General features: G+C 70.7%; 19 protein-coding genes and 2 pseudogenes. 6 read left to right on the top strand and 15 right to left on the bottom strand.

Going from position 1 to position 24,077, the window contains the following annotated elements:
* Positions 1–76: 76 nt before the first annotated feature.
* The 3 genes from IOD14_RS13540 to sucC form a co-directional block, all read right to left on the bottom strand.
* A complete protein-coding gene (locus IOD14_RS13540) occupies positions 77–1,633 on the bottom strand; it encodes an aldehyde dehydrogenase family protein (protein ID WP_123994317.1) in 1,557 nt (518 codons plus the stop codon).
* A gap of 95 nt (positions 1,634–1,728) precedes the next feature.
* Positions 1,729–2,628: a succinate--CoA ligase subunit alpha gene (sucD, locus tag IOD14_RS13535; RefSeq protein WP_212670352.1), complete on the bottom strand. Its 900-nt coding sequence runs from the start codon at positions 2,626–2,628 to the stop codon at positions 1,729–1,731.
* An 11-nt stretch (positions 2,629–2,639) separates the two neighbouring features.
* A complete protein-coding gene (gene sucC / locus IOD14_RS13530; protein ID WP_212670351.1) occupies positions 2,640–3,770 on the bottom strand; it encodes an ADP-forming succinate--CoA ligase subunit beta in 1,131 nt (376 codons plus the stop codon).
* Positions 3,771–3,910: 140 nt separating this feature from the next.
* On the opposite strand from sucC, the gene frc reads away from it, so the two are divergent.
* The 3 genes from frc to IOD14_RS13515 all read left to right on the top strand — a co-directional run bounded on the left by frc (position 3,911) and on the right by IOD14_RS13515 (position 8,123).
* Positions 3,911–5,140 carry a formyl-CoA transferase gene (gene frc, locus IOD14_RS13525; protein WP_212670350.1) on the top strand — a complete coding sequence of 410 codons (1,230 nt, stop codon included), beginning with the start codon at positions 3,911–3,913 and terminating at the stop codon, positions 5,138–5,140.
* A gap of 174 nt (positions 5,141–5,314) precedes the next feature.
* Positions 5,315–6,706 carry an OFA family MFS transporter gene (locus tag IOD14_RS13520; RefSeq protein WP_123994321.1) on the top strand — a complete coding sequence of 464 codons (1,392 nt, stop codon included), beginning with the start codon at positions 5,315–5,317 and terminating at the stop codon, positions 6,704–6,706.
* Between the two features lies 1 nt (position 6,707).
* The gene (locus IOD14_RS13515; RefSeq protein ID WP_123994322.1) at positions 6,708–8,123 is read left to right on the top strand and encodes an OFA family MFS transporter; all 1,416 of its coding nucleotides are present in this window, start codon (positions 6,708–6,710) and stop codon (positions 8,121–8,123) included.
* A 143-nt stretch (positions 8,124–8,266) separates the two neighbouring features.
* Here IOD14_RS13515 and IOD14_RS13510 read toward each other — a convergent pair whose 3' ends face one another.
* Positions 8,267–8,941, bottom strand: coding sequence for a GntR family transcriptional regulator (locus IOD14_RS13510; protein ID WP_123994911.1), 675 nt, complete (start codon positions 8,939–8,941; stop codon positions 8,267–8,269).
* Positions 8,942–9,181: 240 nt separating this feature from the next.
* Here IOD14_RS13510 and IOD14_RS13505 point away from each other — a divergent pair, with 240 nt between their 5' ends.
* The 3 genes and pseudogenes from IOD14_RS13505 to IOD14_RS13495 all read left to right on the top strand — a co-directional run.
* A complete protein-coding gene (locus IOD14_RS13505) occupies positions 9,182–10,153 on the top strand; it encodes a 2-dehydropantoate 2-reductase (protein ID WP_123994323.1) in 972 nt (323 codons plus the stop codon).
* Between the two features lie 47 nt (positions 10,154–10,200).
* Positions 10,201–10,932 (top strand): annotated as a pseudogene (locus IOD14_RS13500) (molybdopterin dinucleotide binding domain-containing protein); the annotation flags it as partial.
* Positions 10,933–10,976: 44 nt separating this feature from the next.
* Positions 10,977–11,228 (top strand): annotated as a pseudogene (locus IOD14_RS13495) (hypothetical protein); the annotation flags it as partial.
* 87 nt (positions 11,229–11,315) lie between these two features.
* Here the strand turns inward: IOD14_RS13495 and IOD14_RS13490 are convergent.
* The 11 genes from IOD14_RS13490 to IOD14_RS13440 all read right to left on the bottom strand — a co-directional run bounded on the left by IOD14_RS13490 (position 11,316) and on the right by IOD14_RS13440 (position 24,058).
* Positions 11,316–12,368, bottom strand: coding sequence for a sugar phosphate isomerase/epimerase (locus IOD14_RS13490; protein ID WP_123994325.1), 1,053 nt, complete (start codon positions 12,366–12,368; stop codon positions 11,316–11,318).
* Between the two features lie 60 nt (positions 12,369–12,428).
* Positions 12,429–13,826, bottom strand: a complete 1,398-nt coding sequence (locus tag IOD14_RS13485; RefSeq protein ID WP_212670348.1) for a nucleotide pyrophosphatase/phosphodiesterase family protein — start codon at positions 13,824–13,826, stop codon at positions 12,429–12,431.
* Positions 13,823–14,992, bottom strand: a complete 1,170-nt coding sequence (gene eboE, locus IOD14_RS13480) for a metabolite traffic protein EboE (RefSeq protein ID WP_212670347.1) — start codon at positions 14,990–14,992, stop codon at positions 13,823–13,825. The genes IOD14_RS13485 and eboE overlap by 4 nt, the downstream gene beginning before the upstream one ends.
* Before the next feature lie 3 nt (positions 14,993–14,995).
* Positions 14,996–15,844, bottom strand: coding sequence for a TatD family hydrolase (locus tag IOD14_RS13475; RefSeq protein ID WP_212670346.1), 849 nt, complete (start codon positions 15,842–15,844; stop codon positions 14,996–14,998).
* Entirely contained in the window at positions 15,844–16,578 is a 735-nt protein-coding gene (locus IOD14_RS13470; RefSeq protein ID WP_212670345.1) for an EboA domain-containing protein, read from the bottom strand. Before IOD14_RS13470 ends, IOD14_RS13475 begins: the two co-directional genes overlap by 1 nt.
* Positions 16,575–17,477 carry a sugar phosphate isomerase/epimerase family protein gene (locus tag IOD14_RS13465; RefSeq protein WP_212670344.1) on the bottom strand — a complete coding sequence of 301 codons (903 nt, stop codon included), beginning with the start codon at positions 17,475–17,477 and terminating at the stop codon, positions 16,575–16,577. The genes IOD14_RS13470 and IOD14_RS13465 overlap by 4 nt, the downstream gene beginning before the upstream one ends.
* A 7-nt stretch (positions 17,478–17,484) precedes the next feature.
* Positions 17,485–17,733 carry a hypothetical protein gene (locus IOD14_RS13460; RefSeq protein ID WP_212670343.1) on the bottom strand — a complete coding sequence of 83 codons (249 nt, stop codon included), beginning with the start codon at positions 17,731–17,733 and terminating at the stop codon, positions 17,485–17,487.
* 107 nt (positions 17,734–17,840) lie between these two features.
* Positions 17,841–19,190 (bottom strand): ThuA domain-containing protein, encoded by a 1,350-nt coding sequence (locus IOD14_RS13455; protein WP_212670342.1) that lies wholly within the window; start codon positions 19,188–19,190, stop codon positions 17,841–17,843.
* Positions 19,191–19,204: 14 nt separating this feature from the next.
* Entirely contained in the window at positions 19,205–21,793 is a 2,589-nt protein-coding gene (locus IOD14_RS13450; RefSeq protein WP_249125910.1) for a PQQ-dependent sugar dehydrogenase, read from the bottom strand.
* 46 nt (positions 21,794–21,839) lie between these two features.
* Positions 21,840–22,844, bottom strand: coding sequence for a sugar phosphate isomerase/epimerase family protein (locus IOD14_RS13445; RefSeq protein WP_123994333.1), 1,005 nt, complete (start codon positions 22,842–22,844; stop codon positions 21,840–21,842).
* A 14-nt stretch (positions 22,845–22,858) separates the two neighbouring features.
* Positions 22,859–24,058, bottom strand: a complete 1,200-nt coding sequence (locus IOD14_RS13440) for a Gfo/Idh/MocA family oxidoreductase (protein ID WP_123994334.1) — start codon at positions 24,056–24,058, stop codon at positions 22,859–22,861.
* Positions 24,059–24,077: the final 19 nt, after the last annotated feature.

The raw sequence follows: 24,077 nt of genomic DNA, 5'->3' as shown, positions 1-24,077 counted from the left end.
CACCCCATCTCCGCGTCGTCGTGTGTTCGCCGGTGCCCGCGCGGCGCCCCTTCGCGGGGCGCCGTCCGGACCTGCCTCACGGCATCAGCTGGTACTCGGGGAAGTTGCCGGGCAGCCGTTCGTCTGCGGGGCCCCGAGTGACCGCGCGCACGAGAAGTTCGCCCCCGACGAAGGCACCGCGCCAGGACGCTCCGAACCCGCCGAACAGCTCGTCTCGGTCGCCGCGGGAACGCGGTGTGCCGTGACCGACCTTGAACGCGCGGATCTGCGGGGCGAGCCGGTCGAAGGTGGCCCGGTCGTCGGTGGACAGCGTGGCGACCAGCGCGCCGTTGGAGGCGTTCATGGCGGCCAGCAGTTCCGCCTCGGTGTCGACCAGGACGATGGTGTCGACCGGGCCGAAGGGTTCCGCGTGGTGCAGGGGTGAGGACGGGGGCGGGCCCAGAAGGGTGACCGGCTGGACGTACGCCGAGGTGTCCTGGCCGGGCAGGAAGCGGGCGTCGGCCTCGCTGCCGCGGTGCACGGGGACCGCGCCGCGGTTGATGGCCTCGGCGACCTGGTCGCGCAGTTCCTTCGCCTTGGCCGCGTTGATCACCGGCCCGAAGTCCAGTGCGGGGTAGGGGTCGTCGGGGTTCTCGACGGCGAGCGGGTGGCCGAGGCGCAGGGTGCGCACGGCGGGGAGGTAGGCCGCCAGGAACTCGTCGAAGAGCTCGCGCTGGACGACGAACCGCGGGTAGGCGGTGCAGCGCTGCTTGCCGTAGTCGAAGAGCTTGGGGATGACGGCGGTCAGCGCGTCCCAGTCGGTGTGGTTCCAGATGCCCCAGGTGTTGAGTCCCTCCTGTTCGAGGACATGGCGCTTGCCGAGGTCGGCGACGGCCGTGGCGACGGCGGCGCCGGTGTCGCGGCCGCCGACGAAGGAGACGCAGCCGATCTCGGGCGCCCGCACCAGCGCCTCGGACAGTTCTCCCCCGCTGCCGCTGACGAGGGTGACGGGGATTCCCTCGCGGGCGGCGAGCGCGCAGGCCAGGGTCAGACAGGCGACACCGCCGTCGGTCGGGGTCTTGGCGATGACCGCGTTGCCCGCCAGTGCCTGCACCAGCATGGCGTGGACGAGCACGCTCATCGGGTAGTTCCAGCTGGCGATGTTGGACACCGGGCCGTCCAGCGGGACCCGGCCCTCGACCATCGGTTCGATGCCGTCGACGTACCAGCGCACGCCGTCGATGGCCCGGTCGACGTCCGCCTGCGCGAGCCTCCAGGGTTTGCCGATCTCCCAGACCAGCAGGAGGGCGAGGAGTTCGCGGTGCTGGGTGAGGGCGTCGAGGGTGGCCGCGACGCGGGCCCGGCGTTCTTCCAGCCGGATGTGCCGCCAGGCGCGGTGCTGGTCGAGGGAGGCGCGAACGGCCCGGTGGGCGGCTTCCCGGTCCAGGCGCGGCGGGCCGGCGATCGGGCTGCCGTCGACGGGGCTGGTGGCGGGCAGGGCCCGGCCGTCGGCCCGCCAGGCGGAGGCCCAGAGGTTGAGGACGCGGTCGTCCCGGAATGCCTCGGGGGCGACGGCGAGGCAGCGCTGCCAGGCGTCGTTCCAGGAGGTGCCGGACTTCAGCACGAGCTGGGTGGAGTCGAGGGTGGTTGTCATGTGGTGTCTCCGCTCTCGGTGCACAGTCGGGGGCGGGGTGTGAGGGAGCGCGGCGGGGTCGGCTGTGCCGACGTCCGCCGCTGTGGGGTTCCGGGTCAGGCCCGAGGGGCCTCGCGGACCGTGTCCAGCAGGGCGAGCACGAGGCGGGCCGTCTCGGTCGGGGTGTCGCCGACCTTGACGCCGACCGCCTCCAGCGACTGCTTCTTGGCCTGCGCCGTGCCCGCCGAACCGGACACGATGGCGCCGGCGTGGCCCATCGTCCTGCCCTCGGGCGCGGTGAATCCGGCGATGTAGCCGACGACGGGTTTGGTGACGTGCTCGCGGACGTACGCGGCCGCCCGTTCCTCGGCGTCGCCGCCGATCTCCCCGATGAGGACGATCAGTTCGGTGTCGGGGTCGTCCTGGAAGGCCGCCAGGCAGTCGATGTGGGTGGTGCCGACGACGGGGTCCCCGCCGATGCCGACACAGGTGGAGAAGCCGATGTCGCGCAGCTCGTGCATGAGTTGGTAGGTGAGCGTGCCCGACTTGGACACCAGACCGATACGGCCGGACCTGGTGATGTCCGCGGGGATGATGCCCGCGTTGGACTGGCCGGGGGTGATCAGGCCGGGGCAGTTGGGTCCGACGATCCGTGTCCCCTTCTTCCTCGCGTACGAGGTGAAGGCGACGGAGTCGTGCACGGGGATGCCCTCGGTGATGACGACGGCCAGTGCGATGCCCGCGTCGACGGCCTCGACGACCGCCGCTCGAGCGAAGGCGGGTGGCACGAAGACGACGGTGACGTCCGCTCCGGTCGCCCGGACGCCGTCGGCGACGGAGCCGAAGACGGGGACGGCACGGTCGTCGAAGTCGACCGTCCGCCCGGCCTTGCGCGGGTTGACGCCGCCCACCACGTCGGTGCCCGCGGCGAGCATCCGCCGGGTGTGTTTCATGCCCTCGCCGCCGGTCATGCCCTGGACGAGGACCCTGGACTCCTTGGTCAGGAAGATGGCCATGTCCCGCTCCTTCAGGCTGCGTTAGCGAGTTCGGCGGCACGGCGGGCGGCACCGTCCATGGTGGTGGCCTGCTGGACCAGGGGGTGGGCGTGCCCGTCGAGGACGGCCCGGCCCCGGGCGGCGTTGTTGCCGTCCAGGCGTACGACGAGCGGCTTGTCGAGCCGTACCTCGTCCAGTGCCCTGACGATGCCGTCGGCGACCGCGTCGCAGGCGGTGATGCCGCCGAAGACGTTGACGAGGACGGACTTCACGGCCGGGTCGGACAGGATGACCGACAGTCCGTCGGCCATGACCTGGGCCGAGGCTCCGCCGCCGATGTCGAGGAAGTTGGCGGGCCGGGCCCCGCAGCCGGCGACCACGTCCAGGGTCGACATGACCAGGCCGGCGCCGTTGCCGATGATGCCGACCTCGCCGTCGAGCTTGACGTAGTTGAGGCCCCTCGCGGCGGCGGCCGCCTCCAGCGGATCGTCGCATGCGAGCGGCTCGGCGCCCCAACGGGCCTGCCGGAAGCGGGCGTTGTCGTCGAGGGTGACCTTGGCGTCGAGGGCGAGGAGCTGCCCCTGCCGAGCCCGGACGAGCGGGTTGACCTCGACGAGGACGGCGTCCTCGCGGACCAGCACCTCCCACAGCCGTACGAGGACGTCGACGGTCTGCGGGGGCAGTCCGGCCGCCTCGGCGATCTCGCCCGCCTTCGCCGAGGTGACGCCCTCCGCGGGGTCGATGTGCACGCGGGCGACCGCCTCCGGGCGGACCGCGGCGACCTCCTCTATGTCCGTGCCGCCCTCCGCCGAGGCGATGGCGAGGAAACGGCCGGCGGCTCGGTCGAGGACGTAGGCGACGTAGAACTCGCTCTCGATGTCCACGGGTTCGGCCAGCATGACCTTGCCCACCGCGTGTCCCTTGATGTCCGTGCCGAGGATCCGGCGAGCCGTCCGCTCGGCCTCGGCGGGGTCGGCGGCGAGCCGGACCCCACCCGCCTTGCCCCGGCCTCCGGTCCTGACCTGCGCCTTGACGATGACAGCGCCGCCGAGCCTCCGGGCGATCGCGCGGGCCTCCTGGGGCGAGTCGGTGACCTCGGCCCGTGGCACGGGGATCCCGTGTTCCTCGAAAAGCCCCCGTGCTTCGTGCTCGTACAGGTCCATGCTTGGGCTCCCGTCTCAAAGTGCACGACTCAAAAGTGCTGCACGCCCCCTGGACATCACCCATCGGATGCGGGATAACAATCTTCATACAGTATTCGTCGACTGTATGCAATGTGCCAAACCTGGCCGTGAGGTGATCCATGACGTTGGCGCTTGATGGTGTGCGGGTGCTGGACATGACGCATGTGCAGTCGGGTCCGTCGGCGACGCAGTTGCTGGCGTGGCTGGGGGCGGATGTGGTGAAGGTGGAGGCGCCGGGCGGGGATGTCACGCGGGGTCAGTTGCGGGATGTGCCGGAGGCGGACTCGCTGTATTTCACGATGCTCAACTGCAACAAGCGCAGCATCACGCTGAATGTGAAGACGGAGCGGGGGCGGGAGATCCTGACCGCGCTGATCCGGGGTGCGGATGTGCTGGTGGAGAACTTCGCGCCGGGCGCGGTGGAGCGGATGGGTTTCCCCTGGGAGCGGATCCGGGAGATCAACCCGCGGATCGTGTATGCGTCGATCAAGGGCTTCGGCCCGGGCCCGTACATGGATTTCAAGGCGTACGAGGTGGTGGCGCAGGCGATGGGCGGCTCGATGGCCACCACCGGGTTCGAGGACGGGCCGCCGCTGGCGACCGGGGCGCAGATCGGTGACTCCGGCACCGGTATCCACGCGGTGGCCGCCGTGCTGGCCGCGCTCCTGCAGCGCGAGAGGACCGGACGCGGCCAGCGCGTGGACGTGGCCATGCAGCACGCGGTGCTCAACCTGTGCCGGGTCAAGCTCCGTGACCAGCAGCGCCTGGCCCACGGGCCGCTGGCGGAATACCCCAACGAGGACTTCGGCGACGAGGTGCCCCGCTCCGGCAACGCCTCCGGCGGCGGCCAGCCCGGCTGGGCCGTGCGCTGCGCACCCGGCGGACCCAACGACTACGTCTACGTCATCGTCCAGCCCCAGGGCTGGCAGCCGCTCGCCGCTCTCATCGGCCGGCCCGAACTCGCCGACGACCCCGAGTGGTCCACCCCCCAGGCACGGCTGCCGAAACTGGCGAAGATGTTCCAGCTGATCGAGGAATGGACCGCCACCCTGCCCAAACGGCAGGTCCTGCACCACCTCAACCGCGCGAACATTCCCTGCGGGCCGATCCTGTCGACCAGGGAGATCATCGAGGACCCCGCACTCGCCGACAACGACATGATCGTCGAGGTCGACCACCCCCACCGCGGCACCTTCACCACCGTCGGCAACCCCCTCAAACTCTCCGACTCCCCCACCACCATCACCACCCCACCCCTCCTCGGCCAGCACAACCACGAGATCTACATCGGCGAACTGGGTCTCGGCGACGAGGAGTTGCGGCTGCTCGAAGCGGGCGGGGTGATCTGACGTGGTGCACCGGAGCCATGTCCCGCGGCCGTTGGGCGGTGGTCCATGACGTGAACGAGCACGGGGTCCGGCGACGGTGCGCGTCGGCCGGCCCCGGAGATCCGTGCGCGCACGAAAGGAATTTGGACAGGGGGCGCTGGCCAGATCTTTCGACGCAAGGAGTGCTTGAAGACTATGACAACCATCGACTACTCGTCGTCCGCCACCTTCAGGGAGGTGACGGACCGCAACGGCCGCGTGTACCGGATCGGCGAGACCGACCGGAACATCATGGGACGACCACGATGGACCATGGTGCTCTTCCCGTGGATGGGCATGCTGGGCATCAGTTCCTCGGAGTACGCGTTCACGTCGGCCGAGGACACACTGCACGAGGCGCATCTGTGGAGCAGTGGGCACATCTTCTGGCTGATGGGTGTGTGGGTGTTCTTCCAGGCGGCCGTGGCCTTCCCGGCCGGGCAGCTGCGGGAGAGCGGAAAGCTCCCAGCCCGCTACGCGATGATGATCGGCGCGCTGGGCACCGTGCTCGGCTATCTCTCGCTCGCGTTCGCACCGAACGTGATCGTCGCCTATCTGGGCTTCGGTGTGTGCAGCGGTATCGGCGCCGGTCTTGTGTACGCGACCTGCGTGAACATGGTCGGCAAGTGGTATCCGGAGCGCAAGGGCGGCAAGACCGGCATGGTCAACGGCGGTTTCGCCTACGGCTCGGTGCCCTTCGTCTTCCTGTTCACCTCGTACATGGACCTGAGCAACTACCGGGGCGTCCTGGTGACGGTGGGCCTCGTCTGCTGCTCGGTGGTGGCGTTCGCCGGCTGGTTCTTCAAGGACCCGCCGAAGAACTGGTGGCCGCCGCACGTCGACCCGCTGAGGATGACCGACGACCCGAAGATCCGGCGGGCGCTGGAGAAGAACCCGCCGGCGGTCAAGCAGTACACCCCGAAGGAAGCGGCGCGTACGCCCGTCCTGTGGATGATGTGGTTCTGCCTGCTGTGCACGGCGGGCATCAACATCTTCGGCATCGCCTTCCAGGTGCCCTTCGGCAAGGACATGGGCTTCGCGGGCGGGATCGTGGCCACCGCGATGTCGCTGAAGGCGATCGTCAACGGCACCGGGCGCGGTGTGATCGGCTGGATCTCCGACAAGTTCGGCCGCCGCAACACCCTGATCATCGTGTGTCTGGTGCTGGGCACCGCGCAGTTCGGTGTGCTGGTCTCGGGCCAGATGGGCAGCATGCCGTTCTTCCTCTTCTGCTCCATGGTCTCCGGCTTCGGCGGCGGCGCGATCTTCCCGCTGTTCGCCGCGATGACGGCCGACTACTTCGGTGAGAACAACAACGCCTCCAACTACGGCATGGTCTACAGCTCGAAGCTCATCTCGGGCCTCGTGGGCTCCGGCGTCGGCTCGATCGTGGTCGGCGCCTGGGACTACGAGGGCGCGTTCGTCCTGGCCGGCTGCATCGGCCTGAGCTCCGCGGTGCTGGCGCTGTTCCTCAAGGCGCCCGGCCGGCCCAAGACCAGCCGTCGGACCGTACCCAACCCGCAACCGCTCGGCGAGGAAATGGCCTGACATGACGGCAGATCCGTACGCAGCACGCAGCGAGACCGACAAGAGCGCACAGTCAACCGCCGCACCACGTCCCTACCGAGAAGTGACCGACGCGGGCGGCCGCGTCTACCGCATCGGCGAGACCGACCGGGACATCCTCGGCCACTCGCGCAAGCTCATGGTGTATCTGCCCTGGATCACCATGATGGCCATCAGCGTCTTCGAGTACGCGTACGGCTCGGCCGAGGACACCCTGTCCCACGCCCACGGCTGGACGCAGAGCAACACCTTCTGGATCCTCAGCGTCTGGGTCTTCTTCCAGGCCGGCATCGCCTTCCCCGCGGGCTGGCTGCGGGAGAAGGGCATCCTGACCGCCCGACAGGCCATGTACATCGGCTCGGGCATGTGCCTGGTCGGGTTCCTCGCCCTGTCGCACCTGGGCAACGTCGTGCTGGCGATCCTGGGATTCGGCGTCATCGGGGGAATCGGCGCCGGACTGGTCTACGCGACCTGCATCAACATGGTCGGCAAATGGTTCCCCGAACGCCGGGGAGCGAAGACCGGGTTCGTCAACGGCGGCTTCGCGTACGGATCACTGCCCTTCATCTTCATCTTCAACTACGGCTTCGACACGGCGAACTACCACCGTGTCCTGGACCTCATCGGCTGCTACATCCTGATCGTGGTCGTCGGGTGCGCGTTCTTCTTCAAGGACCCGCCGAAGAACTGGTGGCCCGCCGACATCGACCCGCTCACCCACGGCGGCAGCGAGAAGGGGGCCGGCGCTCTGGCCAAGAACCCTCCGGCGGTACGGCAGTTCACGCCGAAGGAGGCCGTCAGGACCGGCATGCTTCCCCTCATGTGGGTCGCCCTCGTGATGACCGCGGGAGTGTCGATCTTCGGGATCTCCTTCCAGGTCGACTACGCCAAGGAAGTGGGTTTCGGCCCGCTCGTGGCGGCCTCCTCGATGGGTGTCATGGCGGTCATCAACGGCATCGGGCGCGGTGTGGTGGGCTGGCTGTCCGACAAGTGGGGCCGCAAGTCCACGCTGGTGTTCGTCATCGTCGTCCTGGGTCTGGCCCAGTTCGGGGTGATCTGGGCGGGCGACATCAAGAGCGAGTCGCTGTTCCTGGTCTTCGCGTTCCTGTCCGGGTTCGGCGGCGGCGCCTTCTATCCGCTGTTCGCGGCGCTCACCCCGGACTACTTCGGGGAGAACTACAACGCCTCCAACTACGGGCTGGTGTACAGCGGCAAGCTGATCAGCGGCCTGTTCGGCGGCGGCCTCGGCTCCATGGTCGTCGCGGCGTGGGGCTACGACGGGGCGTACGCCCTGGCCGGCGCCACCTCGATGCTCGCGGCGGCGATCGCCCTGCTGCTGCGGCAGCCGGGACGGCCCCGGAGCGGGGCGCCGGCACCGCAGCCGCAAGCCGCGGCCTGAACGGGGGAACACGCACGGATCAGGCGGCCCTCCGCCCCGGCCCTGGCCGGGAAAGGGCCGCCTGATCCGATCGCTCGATGCCCGCGGGCGACCCGGCGACCCTACGACGTCCTGGGCCCGTCGGTCTCGAAGTGGTCCGGTGGCTACTTCTCGCGGTCGTGGTACATCTTCCGCGTCTGTTCGGTGTGTTGGCGCATGACCGCGGTGGCGCGCTGTTCGTCCCGGGCGGCGATCGCGGCGATCAGCTCACGGTGCTCGATCCAGGACTGCCGGCCGCGCTGCCGGGCGATCGGCGTGTAGTACCAGCGCACCCGGCGGTCCACCTGGGCCGCCAGTTCGGCGAGGACCGCGTTGCCCGCCAGTTCCATGACCTTGGCGTGCAGCCGGGCGTTCAGGGCGACGGCGGCGTCCACGTCGTCCGCGGCGACCGCACTCTCGCCCTGCGCGCAGAGCTCCTCCAGTACGGCGATGCCCGCGCTGCCCGCGTTCGCGGCGGCGAGCCGGGCCGCCTCCGCCTCCAACAACGTACGCACAGTGAGGAGTTGATCCGCCTCCTCGTCCGTCGGCTCATGCACGAACGCACCCTGGGCCGGCCGCAGATCCACCCACCCCTCGGTGTTCAACCGCTGCAACGCCTCCCGCACCGGCTGCCGGGACACCCCCAGATGACCGGCCAGCTCGCTCTCCACGAGATGCTGACCCGGCTGCAGAGCGCGAGTGGTGATGAGTTCCAGCAGCGCGCCGTACACGCGGTCGCGCAGTGGACCGGGGCGCTCGAGCCTGGGCACCGTCCCGTACGGCAGTCCTGTCGTCGGCAGCATCACGGTCCCTCCTGCACAGCGTCGTCGCTGCAGCTGAGAGCCAAGTATGAATTGGTTTTCGCCTACAGTCTACGGCGCACAACCACCGTCGGCGCGGGCCGTGCGGGGGCGTAGCAGCAGCTCACGGCCTGGGTGTCGTCATAACTCTTGCTGAGCGGACTCTCCATCCTGTAGACAATATCCAGTCGACAAAGTCGGCAGTTCCTCGGTCACCCTCACCGAACGGAGCTTCCACCCATGAAAGTCGCAGTCCTCGGCGCCGGAGCCATCGGTGCTTACGTCGGCGCGGCACTCCACCGCGCCGGCGCCGACGTCCATCTCATCGCCCGCGGTCCGCACCTGGCGGCCATGCGGGAGCACGGCGTCCAGGTCCTCAGCCCGCGCGGCGACTTCACGGCCCGCGCCCACGCCACCGACGACCCGGCCGAGATCGGCCCGGTCGACTACGTCTTCCTCGGTCTGAAGGCCAACTCGTACGCGGCGTGCGGGCCGCTCATCGAGCCCCTTCTCACCGACACGACGGCGGTCATCGCGGCCCAGAACGGTATCCCCTGGTGGTACTTCCACCGGCACGGCGGCCCGCACGACGGCCACCGCATCGAGAGCGTGGACCCGGGGGGCGCGGTCAGTGCGGTGCTCGCTCCCTCCCGGGCCGTCGGATGTGTCGTCTACGCCGCGACCGAGCTCGAAGGGCCCGGTGTCGTACGGCACTTGGAAGGCACCCGGTTCTCCATCGGGGAGCCCGACCGCAGCCTCTCACCGCGCTGTCAGGCGTTCAGCGAGGCCATGCAGGCGGGCGGGCTCAAGTGCCCGGTCGAACCGAACCTGCGGGACGACATCTGGCTGAAGCTGCTGGGCAACATCTCCTTCAATCCCATCAGCGCGCTGGCCCGGGCCACCATGCGTCAGATGTGCCTGCACGGCGGCACCCGCAGGGTCATCGAGACCATGATGGCCGAGACGCTCGCGGTCGCCGAGGCCCTCGGCTGCACCGTGGGTGTCTCCATCGAACGCCGTCTTGCCGGCGCCGAACGCGTCGGCGACCACCGCACCTCCACGCTCCAGGACCTGGAGCGCGGCAAGCCCCTGGAGCTCGACGTCCTCCTGACCGCCGTCATCGAGCTGGCGGAGATCACCGGCGTGGACGTGCCCACGCTCCGCACCGTGCACGCCCTCTCCGACCTCCTCGCGCTCCGGTCCGCCGCATGACGGAACTGGGCGTTCGTGCCATCGGGTCGGGGCCTCGGATCCGGCCGAACGCCGGGACCGAGGTCCCGATGGCCCATGCGATCGGCCGGGAGATCATCCGGACAGGGCTGGCCGACCGGGAGCTCATCGAGCGGGCGACCTCCGGCTTCGAGGAGTACGGACGGCTCGTCGAGCCGTGGACGGTGTCACTGGCGGTGAAGGTGACGGGCGTACCGGCCGCTGTCGTACGGGAGTTGGCGCGCGCCTGCGCACGCGGCGAGCCGATCCCGGCTGCCGACGGGCTCGATGACGACGCGGTCCGCGCGCTGATCGACCTGTCGCTGCTCACCGGCCTCGATCACGGCGATCGGGCACGGCGCACGCCCTTTCACCTGGTCCGGCACGACCCTCCTGTCGACCTGACGGACGAGGAGTATCCGGTCCGGCTCACCAAGGGGCGCCGGGTCGACTCGTACAACACCCGTCTCCAGAGGGGTGGTTCGGCGTCATCGCTGCGGCGGGCCGAGTGTGTCGAGCTGAGTCCGGAGGACGCCGAGCGCTACGGCGTGGTGGTCGGCGAGGAGGTGCGGGTGGCCACCCGTCGGGGTGCGACGGTGGCGCCGGTGTGGGTGGATCCGGCACTGCGGCCCGGTCTGGCGTTCATGACCGGCCGCCCGCCGGACGGCTCGGATGCCGACCGGGTTGCTGCCAGGGCCAGTTGTCCGATCGCGGGGAGCGTGGAGTTCGAGGCCGCCGCGATCCGGATCGAGAAGACGCCCGTCGTGGCGATGCGGAGCTGAGGCCTGACATGGGACCAGTCACGGAACGACGCAAGGTGATCCGCATCCGCGACGGGGCCCATTGGCCCGTCTCCGACACTCCCCCGGTCCGTGTCGGACCCGAACTCCTCGCGAGCCTCCCCGACCGGCTCCGCGCGGCCCGACGGGTCTTCGACCGGACCGGGGGCCTGCACGCCGCCGCCCTGTTCACCGAAACCGGCCTCACCCTGGTCGGCTTCCTGCGCGGCCACAACATGAACGTGTACGCGGGAGAACACCGACTCGCCCTGGAGACCGCCACCGCGGCCCAGGGCTGAGCGGCCTCACCGCCTACACGACGGCGGGACCCCGACCGGCGGGGAGCGCCCCCTGCGCCCTCGGGGTCCCGTCCCAGTCGTGCTCGGTCAGCACTTCTCCCGCAGCGAGTGCAGGTAGGCGCTGGAGCGGCGGGCGAACGTGAAGGACTCGGCGGGCTGGTCGTGCTCGGCCTGCCAGTGGTGGGCGAGGCGTTCGCCCCGCAGCCGGGTCACGGCGGAGATGAACTTCTGGTAGTCGATGTCGCCGTCGCCGACGTCGGTCATGCGGTAGCCGTAGGTGTCGGCCGGGTCCCTGACGCCGTCCTTGACGTGGAAGAGCGGGTAGCGGTGCGGCTGCTTGAGGACGTAGTTCAGGGGTTCGAAGGGGGCGGGGGTGCCGTCGGGCCGCTTGGAGAAGCGGAACTGACCCGAGTACGCCCAGAAGATGTCCATCTCCAGGAACACCAGGTCGGGGTCGGTCTCCCTGAGCAGCACGTCGTAGAGGCGGACCTTGGGGTTGTCGGTGGCGAAGGAGAACTCCTCCGAGTGGTTGTGCTGGTAGAACTTCATGCCGCGCGCCTTGGCCGCGGCTCCGTAGGTGTTGAACTCCTCGGCGGCACGCTTCCACGCGTCGACGGTCGAGCCGTAGCGGAACGGTCCTGAGGCGGTGCCGATGTGCTTGAGGCCGAGGGCCTGGGCGTCGTCGAGGACCTTGGTCAGGTTCTGGGCGAAGGTGTACGCGCCCGGGTCGTCGGAGTAGTAGCCGACGTGGCTGCCGATCGGGTTCAGTCCGTGGTCGCGGGCCAGACGCCTGAGCTGGGCAAGGGTGATGGGTCCTGCCGAGCCCTGGGTGTAGCCGGCGAACTCGACCTCGTCGTAGCCGTACTTCTCCAGCTCGGCGAAGACGGGGGCGAAGCCGAGGGTGGAGACCTTGTCGCGGAGGCTGTAGAGCTGGATGCCGAGGCGGCCGGGGGGCAGGACGGGGCGGCCACGGCCGTGCCCTGCGGTGCCCGTCGCGGTGGCGGAATCGGTGGCAGCGCCCGCGGGGGAGGCTGCGGCGCCGAGCAGTGCGGCCGCGGTGGCGCCGGCCGCCACGCCGAGCATCCCTCGTCTGCTGAGGCGGTGGGTGAGTTCGGGGTCGGGCTGGAACATGCGGCTCATGTCCGGGTCTCCTCGGGGTCGGAGGGCGTTGTCAGTGGTGGGTGCTTCACTGGTGACCAGTCAGGAAAGACCGGCCAGTCGGAGCAGGAGCGACTTCACGTCGGTGGCCGCGACGCGGTCGCCGACGGCACGGGGGGTGGAGCAGATGAGGAGCGGACCGTCGTCGTCGCTCTCGGGCAGGCGGCCGTGGCTGCCGCGAACAGGTGACGGGTCGAGGGGCACGACTGCCATGCGGTAGCGCAGGCCGAGTTTCTTGCGGGCCAGCGCGGTGGCGGCCTTGACCTTGACGTAGGGGTCGAGCGGGTCCATGAACAGTTCGACCGGGTCGTAGCCGGGTTTGCGGTGGATCTCGACCAGCTGCGCGAAGTCGGGCGCGCGGTCGTCGTCGAGCCAGTAGTAGTACGTGAACCAGGCGTCCGGTTCCGCCACGGCGACGAGTTCGCCGGAGCGCGGATGGTCGAGGTGGTGGTCCTTCTTTCCCTCGTCGTCGAGGAGTCGCTCGATGCCGGGCAGGCCGTCGAGGGCGGCGCGGGTGGCGTCGAGGTCCTCGGGGCGGCGCACATAGACGTGGGCGATCTGGTGGTCGGCGACCGCGAAGGCGCGGGAGGCCATCGGGTCGAGGTACTCCATGCCGTCCTGGGTGTGCACCTCGAGGAGTCCGGCACGGCGCAGGGCGCGGTTGATGTCGACGGGCCGGTCCGCGCGGGTGATGCCGTACTCGGACAGTGCGACGACGGTACGGCCCTGCGCGCGGGCGTCGTCCAGGAGCGGGGCGAGGGCCCGGTCGAGGTCGGCGGCGGCTTTCAGTGAGCGCGGGTCGTCGGGGCCGAAGCGCTGCAGGTCGTAGTCGAGGTGGGGCAGGTAGCAGAGCGTCAGGTCGGGCTGGCGGGTGCCCATGATGTGGCGGGTGGCGTCGATGATCCACTGGCTGGAGACCAGGTCCGCGCCGGGGCCCCAGAAGTGGAAGAGGGGGAAGGTGCCGAGTTTCTCGGTGAGTTCGTCGTGCAGGGCCGGGGGGCGGGTGTAGCAGTCGGGCTCCTTGCGGCCGTCGGCGTAGTAGACCGGACGGGGGGTGACGGTGAAGTCGGTGTCGGCGCCCATGGCGTACCACCAGCACATGTTGGCGACGGTGTAGCCGGGGTGGGCGCGCCGGGCGGCGTCCCAGAGTTTGTCGCCGGCGACCAGGCCGTTGTGCTGGCGCCACAGGAGTACGTCGCCCAGTTCCCGGAAGTACCAGCCGTTGCCGACGATGCCGTGCTCGGACGGGTGGGTGCCGGTGAGGAAGGTGGACTGGGCGGCGCACGTGACGGCGGGCAGGACGGTGCCGAGCGGGGCGTGGGAGCCGGACCGGGCGAGGGACGTGAGGTGGGGCATGTGCTGGAGGAGGCGGGGGGTGAGGCCGACGACGTCGAGGACGAGAAGAGGGGTCGGTGCCGCCCCGGGGGCTTCGTGGCTCATGGCAGTTCCTTGAGGCCGAGGTTCGTCAGCAGATCGCGGGCCAGGGTGAGTTCGGCGGCGATGCCGTCCACGAGCTGGGTCCTGTTGCGTGGGCGGAGCTCGGCGGGCAGCGCCTGCCAGGTGTAGGTCTCGACCTCCAGGTGGCGGGTGAGCGGGTGCGGGCCGCCGACGAGCCGGGTCAGGGCGGACTCGAGCACGGGGAGCGTGGAGGTGAGGGGTGCGGCGGGGGCCGCGTGCAGGGGGACGTGGAAGTGGGCGCGCCAGGGTGCCCCGTCGGGCAGGGCGTCGCCGCCGAGGGCCTCGCCGAGGTCGTCGGTGCCGCGCAGGCCCGCGGCGGTGGAGGTGCGGGTCTGGTGCAGGAAGCGGGGTTCGTCGAAGGCTGCGAGGGCCTCGCGGACCTCGGGGAGGTGGGGGTGTTCGGCGTGCAGGGCGGCCGAGAGCTGGGATTTGACGAGGGGGACGCGGGCCGCGGCGAGCGCGTCCAGGGCGGTGTGCGGGTCTTCGAAGGAGGTGGCGAGGTGGCAGGTGTCGACGCAGATGCCGATGCGGTCGTGGGAGATCGCGGTCAGTGGGGCGACGGCGTCGCCGGTGGTCTCCACGACGCATCCGGGTTCGGGTTCGAGGCCGACGCGGATGGAGCGGCCGGTCAGTTCCTGGAGGGCGTCGAGGCGTTCGGCGAGGGTGAGCAGGGCGGTGCGGGCCTTGTCGGCGCTGCCGTCGTCGTAGGCGGTGCGCCAGGCGAGCGGCAGGGTGGAGATGCTGCCCTCGGTGACGTCGTCGGGCAGCAGTCCGGTCAGGACGCGGGCCAGGGCGGTGGTGTGGTCGAGGCGTTCGGGGTCCGCCCAGTCCGGCTGGTAGACGCGGTACTTGACCTCTTCGGCGCCGAAGCCCTCGTAGGGGAAGCCGTTGAGGGTGACGACCTCCAGACCGCGGCGGTCGAGTTCACAGCGCAGGTCGCGCAGTGCGGAGGGGTCGCTGACCAGGGCGTGGGCGGCGTCGCGGGCGAGCCACAGGCCGATGCCGAGGCGGTCGCGGCCGAGGCGGCGGCGGACGGGTTCGCAGTGCTCGCGCAGCTGGGCGAGGACGCCGTCGAGGGTTTCGGCGGGGTGGACGTTGGTGCAGTAGGCGAGGTGGACGGTGGTGCCGTCCGGGTGGCGGAAGCGCATGGTTCACGCCCCGCCGCGGAGGATGGAGTTGCCCTCGTGGGTGGCTTCGGTGGCCGCGATGTCGAGGTTGAGCCGACCGCTGAGTCCGTAGAAGGCGACCGGGTTGCGCCACAGGACGCGGTCGACCTCGTCCTCGGTGAAGCCCTCGGCGAGCATCAGGTCGCCGACCTTGCGGGTCTTGAGGGGGTCGCTGCGGCCCCAGTCGGCGGCGGAGTTCACCAGGACCTGTTCGGGGCCGTACGCGCGCAGGATCGCCACCATCCGTTCCTCGTCCATCTTGGTGTCCGGGTAGACGGAGAAGCCGAGCCAGCAGCCGCTGTCCTTGGCCTCCTTGACGGTGGTCTCGTTGAGGTGGTCGACCAGGACCCGGTCCACCGGCAGGGCGGACTCGCGCACGACGTCGAGGGTGCGGCGCAGGCCCGCCAGCTTGTCGCGGTGCGGGGTGTGCACGAGCGCGGGCAGCTCGTGGTCGGCGGCCAGCTGGAGCTGGGCGGCCAGCGCCATGTCCTCGGCCGGCGTCATGGAGTCGTAGCCGATCTCGCCGACGGCGACGACCTGGTCCTTGACGAGATAGCGGGGCAGTTCGTCGAGGACGGGCAGACAGCGCGGGTCGTTGGCCTCCTTGGGGTTCAGGGCGAGGGTGCAGTGGTGGGCGATGCCGTACTGGGCGGCGCGGAAGGGTTCCCAGCCCAGCAGGGAGTCGAAGTAGTCGAGGAAGGAGGCGGGAGAGGTGCGGGGCTGGCCGAGCCAGAAGGCCGGTTCCACCACGGCACGCACGCCTGCGGTGTGCATGGCCTGGTAGTCGTCGGTGGTCCGTGACGTCATGTGGATGTGGGGGTCGAAGATGCGCATCAGGACTCCTTGCCGTGGGTGCCGTCCGCGCCGTTCGAGCCGTGGTCTGCGGCCGGCGCGGGTGGGGTGGCCGTGGGGTCGGTCAGGGTCAGGACGCGGTGCAGGTCCTCGGGCACGGGGCGGCCCGCCGCGGTGCGTTCGGCGGCGTAGTCGCCGAGCATGCGGGCGAGTTCGCCGTCCGCGTGGGCCCGCCGGCCCAGGTCGGCTACCTCGGCGACGGAGACGCCGGTGAACAGGCATTTCAGGACCGCATGGCGCCACTGGTGGGCGTCGAGGTGGCGGGCGGTGTAGGGGCCTACGGCGGCGGCCAGGAGGCGGGTGTCGTTGGTGCGCAGGGCGTCCTCGACGAGCGGGAGGGCCTGCGGGCCGGGCACGAGGTGGGGCAGGGCCTGCAGGACGGCGCGGCGTTCGGCGGCGGTGCCCTGGGCGTAGACCCGGGTCAGGGCGTCGGGGTCGGCGCGTGCGGCGTGCAGGATCAGGATGCGGGCGGCGTCGGCGTGTTCGGGGCCGCAGCGGCGTCCGGCCTCGGCGAGGCGCAGCTCCCACACGGAGATGGGGCCGTGGGCGCCGGGGTGTGCGGCGGCCTCTTCGAGGGCCTGGTCGAGCCAGGTGCGCGCGGCTTCGCCGAGGCGTTCGGCGAGGTGGCTGTGCAGGTCGTGCAGCGGGGTTCGGGCGAGGGTAGTGCCCTGGGTGTCCGCCGCGGGGGTTGCCTGGTGGGCCTTGGGGTCGGTCATGGCGTGCTTCCTTGTGAGAGCGCCTCTGCCTGACGGAGGAAGGGAAGGGAGAGTTCGGCGAAGCGGGGGCCCGCGTGGGAGTGGCGGGGCAGTTCGACGACCGTCAGGCCCTGGTAGCCGGTGGCGGCGAGGGCGGCGAGGACCGGTGGGAAGTCGATGTCGCCGTCGCCGAAGGGGAGGTGTTCGTGGACGCCTCGGCGCATGTCCTCGATCTGGACGTGGCGCAGCCAGGGGCCCGCGGCACGTATGCAGTCGGCGGGCGGCAGGGGTTCGAGGCACTGGCAGTGGCCGATGTCGAGGGTCAGTCCGAGGGCTGCGGGGTCGCCGAGGGTGGTGCGGAGGTGGTGGAAGTCGGCGAGGGTGGCGAGGAGATGGCCGGGTTCGGGCTCGATGGCCAGGGGGATGCCGGCGGCGATGGCGGCGTCCAGGACCGGGGTGAGGGTCTCGGCCAGGCGTTTCCATGCCGTGTCCGGGTCGGTGCCCTGCGGGGTGATGCCGCTGAAGCAGTGCACGGCGTGCGCGCCCAGGTCGGCGGCGACCCGAACGGCCCGGACCAGCAGGTCGACACGGCGGGCACGGTCGTCCGGGTCGGGGTCCAGCAGGGAGGGGCCGTGCTTGCGGCGCGGGTCGAGCACATAGCGGGCGCCGGTCTCGACGGTCACCGTCAGGCCGAGCGCGTCCAGCCGGTGCGCGAGGCGTCGGGTGCGGGCGGCCAGGTCGGGGGCGAGGGGGTCCAGATGCATGTGATCGAGAGTCAGACCGACGCCCTCGTAGCCGAGCTCGGCGAGGAGGGCGAGGGCGTCGTCCAGGCGGAGGTCCGCGAGGCCGTTGGTGCCGTAGCCGAAGCGGAGCGGGGTGGCGCCGGGGGTGGGCCGGGGCTGGGCGCGGGGGTCGGTCATGTGACGCTCACCTTTCTCGCGAAGCGTGCTGCCAGGGGGGCGAGGGCTGCGGTGAGCGGAGCGCGAGGACCGGGGCTGACTGGCCTGGCAGGCCGCTCTCGGGGAAGGGCGGGGTCTCGGTGACCGGGCCCGTCGGCGCGTGCGGGCCCGCGGTCCTGGCGGCGCGGCCTGCGAGGACCGCGAGGGCCGTCGCGGCGGGACCGCCGGCGCCGAGCAGCCGGACGCCGGCGCGCGGTGGGGAATCGGACGCGGACATGGGCAGCCTCCTCGTCGACGTGGAACGTGGCACGCGCGGTTCGCGGACCCCGCTCATGAGGGGTGAAGACGGCGGGCGGGGGTCCGGCGTCCCCCGCCCGCCGCCGCTCAGTCGCCCTTGACGGGCAGTTCCTTGATCCGGATGTCGCGGAAGGACACCTTGTCGTCGGCCCCGTGGTTCTGGATGCCGATGTGGCCGTCCCGCAGGCTCCGGGCCGGATCGGTGTTGGTGAAATCGTTGATCTTCACGCCGTTGAGAAGGACGCGGAGGCGTTCGCCCTCCACGCGGATCTCGTAGGTGTTCCACTCCCCCGGCGGGTTCAGCGCCCGGTCGCGCTTCTTCAGGTCGGCGGAGCGGAAGCCGTAGACGGATCCGGTCGTCTTCTCGGGTACGTCGGTGGCGTCGATCTGGATCTCGTAGCCGTTGTCCACGGCGGACCACGGGTCGTCCGAGGGCGGGAAGCCCACGAACACTCCGGAGTTGTCGTCCCCGGAGGCGCTCGCCATCTTCCAGTCGAGTTTCAGGGAGTACGCCCCGAGGCCCTGCCCGGACCCGGCGTACCAGAGCATGCCCATGCCGCCGGACGAGGTGAGGGTGCCGTCGTCGGAGCGGGTGAAGGAGCCCGGTCCGGCCTGTTTCCAGTCGGCGAGCGACTCGGCCGTGCCGTCGAAGAGCGGACGGTATCCGGTCTCCGGCCGGCAGTCCGCGTGTGCGGTGCCGATCGCATACCGGAGCCCGCCGAGCAGGTGACCGCGGAAGGCGGGGTCGGCGTACGACTCCTTGGTGTGGCCGAAGCCGGTGTAGAAGGCCCGGCCGCCCTGGTAGTCCTGGCACCAGGCGATGGGATGGTCGCCGTTCATCGTGCCGCCGGTGTACGACGACTCGTCGAGGGTGGCCAGGACGTGGACCCGGTCGCGGGGGTTGGAGCGGTAGTTGTACCACTCGTCGGTCCGGTTCCATGTCGGAGGCAGCTCCGACGTGGACGGGTGGGCCCGGTCCTCGACCACCACGGTGGCCGGCTGGATCGCGGGGTGCGACTGGAAGTAGGCGCCGGCGAGGCCGCCGTAGAACGCCCAGTCGTACTCGGTGTCGGCGGCCGCGTGGATGCCGACGTATCCGCCGCCCTGCCGGATGTAGCCCTCGAAGGCCCGCTGCTGGGCGGGGTCGAGGACGTCTCCGGTGGTGGAGAGGAACACGACGGCGTCGTAGCGGCGCAGGTTGCGTGTTGTGAACGCGGTCGCGTCCTCGGTGGCGTCGACCGAGAAGCCGGCGCTCTGCCCCAGTTCCCTGACGGCCGCCACCCCTTCGGGGATCGAGTCGTGCCGGAAGCCGGCCGTCTTGGAGAACACCAGCACCCGTTCGGTGTCGGCGGGGTGTGAGACAGCGGGTTGGGAGACGCAGCCGAGGAGCAGGGCGGCTCCCGCAACGGCCGTCGTCCATCGTCCGGTGGTGTGCATACGAGACGCTCCTCTCAGTCGGTCGTGAAGGTGAAGTCGTCCACGTCGAACAGGGCGCCGGTGCCGCTGCCCTTGAAGACGAGGTAGAGCGTGGTGGTGCCCGCCGGAGCACCGGACAGATCGGCGGTGACGTCCTGGAAGGTCTCCCAGCCGCCCGTCACCGGCACGGTCGTCTGGCCGAGCAGGGTGCCGGTGGCGGAGCCGGCGCGGATCTCCAGCGTGCCGCCGGTGCCGCCCGAGGAGATGCGTGCGGAGACCGACTCGGCGTTGCCGAGGACGTACGGCGTGAAGGAGATCCAGTCGCCGTTGTTGATGTCGCCGACGGTCCTGCCGCCGTGTGCCGGGGGCTTGTCGATGACGGACACGCCCGAGCCGGTGCCGAAGTGCTCGGCCTGGCGGTGCCTGGGTTGCAGGACGCTCTGGTCGTGGGTGGTCAGCGGGGCCTGGCCGCCGTCACCGTTGTCGGTGTACTCGGCGTCCAGCACGCCGAAGATGTTGGCGTCCTCGTCGTGGCCGCCGTCGGCGCTGGTCTGGATGGTGCCGGTGCAGCCGTTGGCGGAGGTGACGGGGTGGCCGTGGCTGTCGTGGCCGAGGACGAAGGTGACCTTGACCTTGGCGCAGTCGATGGTCCTGCCGTCCTCGGGGTCGCTCACGCGCACCGTGAACGGGATGGCGTCACCGAAGCTGAACAGCTGCCCGTCCTGCGGGAGTTCGAGCGTCACCCGGGGTGCGGTGTTGCCGACGACGATCTGTGTGCTCGCCATGCCCGTGCGGCCCGAGGGGTCCTTGGCGGTCAGGGTCGCGGTGTAGGTGCCGTTCCTCCTGTACCTGTGCGTCGGGTTCGCCGCCGTGGACGTGCCGCCGTCGCCGAAGTCCCAGCTGTAGGTGAGGGCGTCGCCGTCCTGGTCGCCGGTGCCCTCGGAGGAGAACCGCACCCGCAGCGGCGCCTGGCCGGATGTGCGGTCGGCCGTTGCCCGGGCGACCGGGGAGTGCTCGCCGGTGACGTTCTCGATGCGGTACAGGGCCGAGTTCTCGTCGCCGCCGAACCAGGAGAGGCCGTAGTCGAGGACGTACAGCGCGCCGTCGGGACCGAAGGCCATGTCCATCACCTGGGTGCCGGTCCACGGGACGTCGTTGATCGACTGGACGGTGCCGTTGTCGTCGCTGCTGATCCGCTTGATCCAGCGGCGGCCGAACTCTCCGGCGAAGAAGTCGCCGTCGTAGGCCTCGGGGAACTTGACGGGAGAGTCGAGTGCGGGGTCGTAGTGGTAGACCGGGCCGCCCATCGGGGACTCGGAGCCGTTCCCGAACTCCGGTACGGAGTTGCCGTCGTAGGGGATCCAGGCGGCCTGGGCCGGGGGCAGGTCGGTGAGGCCGGTGTTGTGGGGGGAGTTGTTCTTCGGGGCGGCGCAGTCGAAGGAGGCGCCCGAGGTGCCCGTCGCGAAGTCGTGGTCGACGTAGGCATCGTTGTCGCCGGTGCAGTACGGCCAGCCGAAGTTGCCGGGGCCGGTCACCCGCGCGAACTCCACCTGGCCCGCGGGTCCTCGGGCCGGGTCGGCTGCGCCCGCGTCAGGGCCGTAGTCGCCGACGTAGACGATCCCGGTGGCCTTGTCGACGCTGAAGCGGAAGGGGTTGCGGAAGCCCATGGCGTAGATCTCGGGCCGCGTCCTGTCGGTGCCGGGCGCGAAGAGGTTGCCGTCGGGGATGTCGTACGAGCCGTCGGCGTCGACCTTGATGCGCAGGATCTTGCCGCGCAGGTCGTTGGTGTTGCCGGCGGTGCGCTGGGCATCGAAGGCCGGGTTGCGGTCGGCGCGCTCGTCGATGGGGGTGAAGCCGTCGGACTGGAAGGGGTTGGAGTCGTCGCCCGTCGACAGGTAGAGGTTGCCGGCCGCGTCGAAGTCGATGTCGCCGCCGACGTGGCAGCAGATGCCGCGGGTGGCGGGGATGTCGATGATCTTCGTCTCGCTGGCGGTGTCCAGGGTGCCGTCGGTCCTCAGGACGAACCGGGAGAGCCGGTTGACGCCGTCGAAGGGGGCGAAGTCGGCCGCGGTGCCGGTCTCGGGGGCGTCGCCCGCCGGGGTGTTCAACGGGGGTGCGTAGTACAGGTAGATGAAGCGGTTGGTGGTGAACTGCGGGTCGACGCCGACGCCTTGGAGGCCTTCCTCGTCGTGGGAGTAGACGTCGAGCTTGCCGGCGAGGCGGGTGGTGCCGGCCGCGTCGGTGATGCGGAGTTCGCCGTCGCGGGAGGTGTGCAGGACCGAGCGGTCCGGGAGGACGGCGAGCGACATGGGCTCGCCGACCTCCGGTTCACCCTTGGCGAGGGTGACCTGCTGGAAGTCCTCGGCCGCGACCGCCTCGGCGGCTGCCGGCCGGGCTGCTTCCGGCCCGGCGACGGCTGCGCCGGCCTGGGGAGCGGTGAGGGTGAGGGAGGCGCCTGCCAGCAGGAAGCCGGTGAGCAGGGCCGCCGCTCTGCGCCGGGTGGCGCCTCGTCTGTGGGTCTCGATTCTGTCGGTGGGACCGGTGGGGTCTTTCCCGTGCACGAATGCCTCCGGAGTGGGGCCGGTTGTACGGGTGGGTGCGGGTACGCCGGAATGCGCCGTCATCCCGGAACTGACCAGTGCGGCTTGCTGGTTGCTGGGTCGGTGCGGCCTAGTCGCCGCCGCCGAACGCAGCGTCGAAGGAGGCCGACGGGGGCTCGAAGTCGTACGCCTTGAGCCGCTTCAGTGCTTCGGGCGCGCCCTGGAGCCGGTCCATGCCGGCGTCCTCCCACTCGACCGAGACCGGGCCCCGGTAGCCGATGGAGCCCAGCATGCGGAAGACGTCCTCCCAGGGCACGTCACCGTGCCCGGCCGAGACGAAGTCCCAGCCCCGGCGCGGATCCCCCCAGGCCAGGTGGGAGCCCAGGCGGCCGTTGCGGCCGTCCAGACGCCTGCGGGCCTCCTTGCAGTCCACGTGATAGATCCGCTCACGGAAGTCGTACAGGAAACCCACCGGATCCAGGTCCTGCCACACGAAGTGCGACGGATCGAAGTTCAGCCCGAACGCCGGCCGATGCCCCACCGCCTCCAGCGCCCGCTGCGTGGTCCAGTAGTCATAGGCGATCTCACTGGGATGCACCTCGTGCGCGAACCGCACCCCCTGCTCGTCGAAGACGTCCAGGATCGGGTTCCACCGCTCGGCGAAATCCTCGTAACCACGGTCGATCATCGCCTGCGGGGCAGGCGGGAACATCGCCACCAGATGCCAGATCGCCGAGCCGGTGAAACCGATGACCGTCTGCACACCGAAGGCCGCCGCCGCACGCGCGGTGTCCTTCATCCGCTCCGCGGCCCGCCGGCGAACCCCCTCGGGATCGCCGTCGCCCCACACCTGGCCGGGCAGAATGGCTTGGTGGCGTTCGTCGATGATGGCATCGCACACGGCCTGCCCCACCAGATGGTTGGAGATCGCCCAGCACTTGAGGCCGTACTTGTCGAGCAGCGCATGCCGGGAATCCAGGTACGACGGGTCCGCCAGGGCCTTGTCGACCTCGAAGTGATCCCCCCAGCAGGCGAGTTCGAGACCGTCGTAGCCGAAGTCACGGGCCAGACGGCACACCTCCTCCAACGGCAGATCGGCCCACTGACCGGTGAAGAGCGTGAACTGACGCGGCATCTTCCGGAACCTCCTCAGACGGCTGTCGGGGTGTAGACGGAGTTCTTCTCGGCACTCTCCTCCACCGCCGCGAGCACCCGCTGCACCTGCAGCCCGTCGGCGAAGGAGGGCTCGGGGCGACGGCCCTCGGCAATCGCATGCACGAGGTCACGGGCCTGATGGACGAACGTGTGCTCATAGCCCAGGCCATGGCCGGGCGGCCACCACGCGTCCAGATAGGGGTGATCGGGCTCGGTGACGAGGATGCGGCGGAAACCGGCGTGTGTTCCGGGCTCGGTGGCGTCGTGGTACGAGAGCTCGTTGAGGCGTTCCAGGTCGAAGGCCAACGAGCCGCGGTCGCCGTTGAGTTCGATGCGCAGGGAGTTCTTGCGGCCGGTGGCGTACCGGGTGGCCTCGAAGGAGGCGAGGGCGCCGGAGGTGAAGCGGCCGGTGAACAGGGCCGCGTCGTCCACGGTGACCCGGCCGGTGCCGGTCCCCGATTCGGCGGACAGGCCTTTCGCCGCGCCGGCGAGGGGGCGTTGGCGTACGAAGGTCTCCGTCAGGGCGGACACTCCGGCGAGCGGCTCTCCGGCCAGGTACTGGGCGAGGTCGATGATGTGTGCGCCGAGGTCGCCGAGCGAGCCGGAGCCCGCCCGTTCCTTGCGCAGCCGCCAGGTCAGCGGGAACTGCGGGTCCACGAGCCAGTCCTGGAGGTAGGTCGCCCGGACGTGCCGCAGTGTCCCGAGGCGTCCTTCGGCCACCATCCGGCGGGCCAGCGCGGTGGCGGGCACCCGGCGGTAGTTGAAGCCGACCATCGCCAACTGGCCTCGCTCATAGGCTTCTTCGGCGGCCCTGGTCATCGACCGGGCCTCCTCGACGGTGTTGGCGAGGGGCTTCTCGCACAGCACGTGCTTGCCCGCGGCGAGCGCGGCGACGGCGATCTCGGCGTGGCTGTCGCCGGGGGTGCAGATGTCGACGAGGTCGACGTCGTCCCGCTCGACCAGGACCCGCCAGTCGGTCTCGGCGGCCGCCCAGCCGTGCCGGTCGGCGGCCCTGCGCACGGCGTCGGCGTCCCGCCCGCAGATCGCGGCGAGCACCGGGCGGCGGGGCAGATCGAAGACGCGTCCGACGGTCCGCCAGCCCTGGGAGTGGGCGGCGCCCATGAAGGCGTAGCCGACCATGCCGACCCGCAGAGGCGGCACCTCGGCCTCTTCTGACTGCTGCGGCTGTGCCATGCGCGATGTCCTCCTCGTC

The sequence above is a fragment of the Streptomyces sp. A2-16 genome, assembly GCF_018128905.1.
Taxonomy (GTDB): Bacteria; Actinomycetota; Actinomycetes; order Streptomycetales; family Streptomycetaceae; genus Streptomyces.
The sequence above is the reverse complement of the archived record's forward strand: the minus strand, read 5'-3'. Positions and strand labels throughout refer to the sequence as shown.

Excerpts from the sequence above, each read along its gene's own strand:
- IOD14_RS13540 (WP_123994317.1), bottom strand. The coding sequence starts at position 1,633 with ATGACAACCACCCTCGACTCCACCCAGCTCGTGCTGAAGTCCGGCACC.
- sucD (WP_212670352.1), bottom strand. The coding sequence starts at position 2,628 with ATGGCCATCTTCCTGACCAAGGAGTCCAGGGTCCTCGTCCAGGGCATG.
- sucC (WP_212670351.1), bottom strand. The coding sequence starts at position 3,770 with ATGGACCTGTACGAGCACGAAGCACGGGGGCTTTTCGAGGAACACGGG.
- frc (WP_212670350.1), top strand. The coding sequence starts at position 3,911 with ATGACGTTGGCGCTTGATGGTGTGCGGGTGCTGGACATGACGCATGTG.
- IOD14_RS13520 (WP_123994321.1), top strand. The coding sequence starts at position 5,315 with ATGACAACCATCGACTACTCGTCGTCCGCCACCTTCAGGGAGGTGACG.
- IOD14_RS13515 (WP_123994322.1), top strand. The coding sequence starts at position 6,708 with ATGACGGCAGATCCGTACGCAGCACGCAGCGAGACCGACAAGAGCGCA.
- IOD14_RS13505 (WP_123994323.1), top strand. The coding sequence starts at position 9,182 with ATGAAAGTCGCAGTCCTCGGCGCCGGAGCCATCGGTGCTTACGTCGGC.
- IOD14_RS13490 (WP_123994325.1), bottom strand. The coding sequence starts at position 12,368 with ATGAGCCGCATGTTCCAGCCCGACCCCGAACTCACCCACCGCCTCAGC.
- IOD14_RS13485 (WP_212670348.1), bottom strand. The coding sequence starts at position 13,826 with ATGAGCCACGAAGCCCCCGGGGCGGCACCGACCCCTCTTCTCGTCCTC.
- eboE (WP_212670347.1), bottom strand. The coding sequence starts at position 14,992 with ATGCGCTTCCGCCACCCGGACGGCACCACCGTCCACCTCGCCTACTGC.
- IOD14_RS13475 (WP_212670346.1), bottom strand. The coding sequence starts at position 15,844 with ATGCGCATCTTCGACCCCCACATCCACATGACGTCACGGACCACCGAC.
- IOD14_RS13470 (WP_212670345.1), bottom strand. The coding sequence starts at position 16,578 with ATGACCGACCCCAAGGCCCACCAGGCAACCCCCGCGGCGGACACCCAG.
- IOD14_RS13465 (WP_212670344.1), bottom strand. The coding sequence starts at position 17,477 with ATGACCGACCCCCGCGCCCAGCCCCGGCCCACCCCCGGCGCCACCCCG.
- IOD14_RS13460 (WP_212670343.1), bottom strand. The coding sequence starts at position 17,733 with ATGTCCGCGTCCGATTCCCCACCGCGCGCCGGCGTCCGGCTGCTCGGC.
- IOD14_RS13455 (WP_212670342.1), bottom strand. The coding sequence starts at position 19,190 with ATGCACACCACCGGACGATGGACGACGGCCGTTGCGGGAGCCGCCCTG.
- IOD14_RS13450 (WP_249125910.1), bottom strand. The coding sequence starts at position 21,793 with ATGACGGCGCATTCCGGCGTACCCGCACCCACCCGTACAACCGGCCCC.
- IOD14_RS13445 (WP_123994333.1), bottom strand. The coding sequence starts at position 22,844 with ATGCCGCGTCAGTTCACGCTCTTCACCGGTCAGTGGGCCGATCTGCCG.
- IOD14_RS13440 (WP_123994334.1), bottom strand. The coding sequence starts at position 24,058 with ATGGCACAGCCGCAGCAGTCAGAAGAGGCCGAGGTGCCGCCTCTGCGG.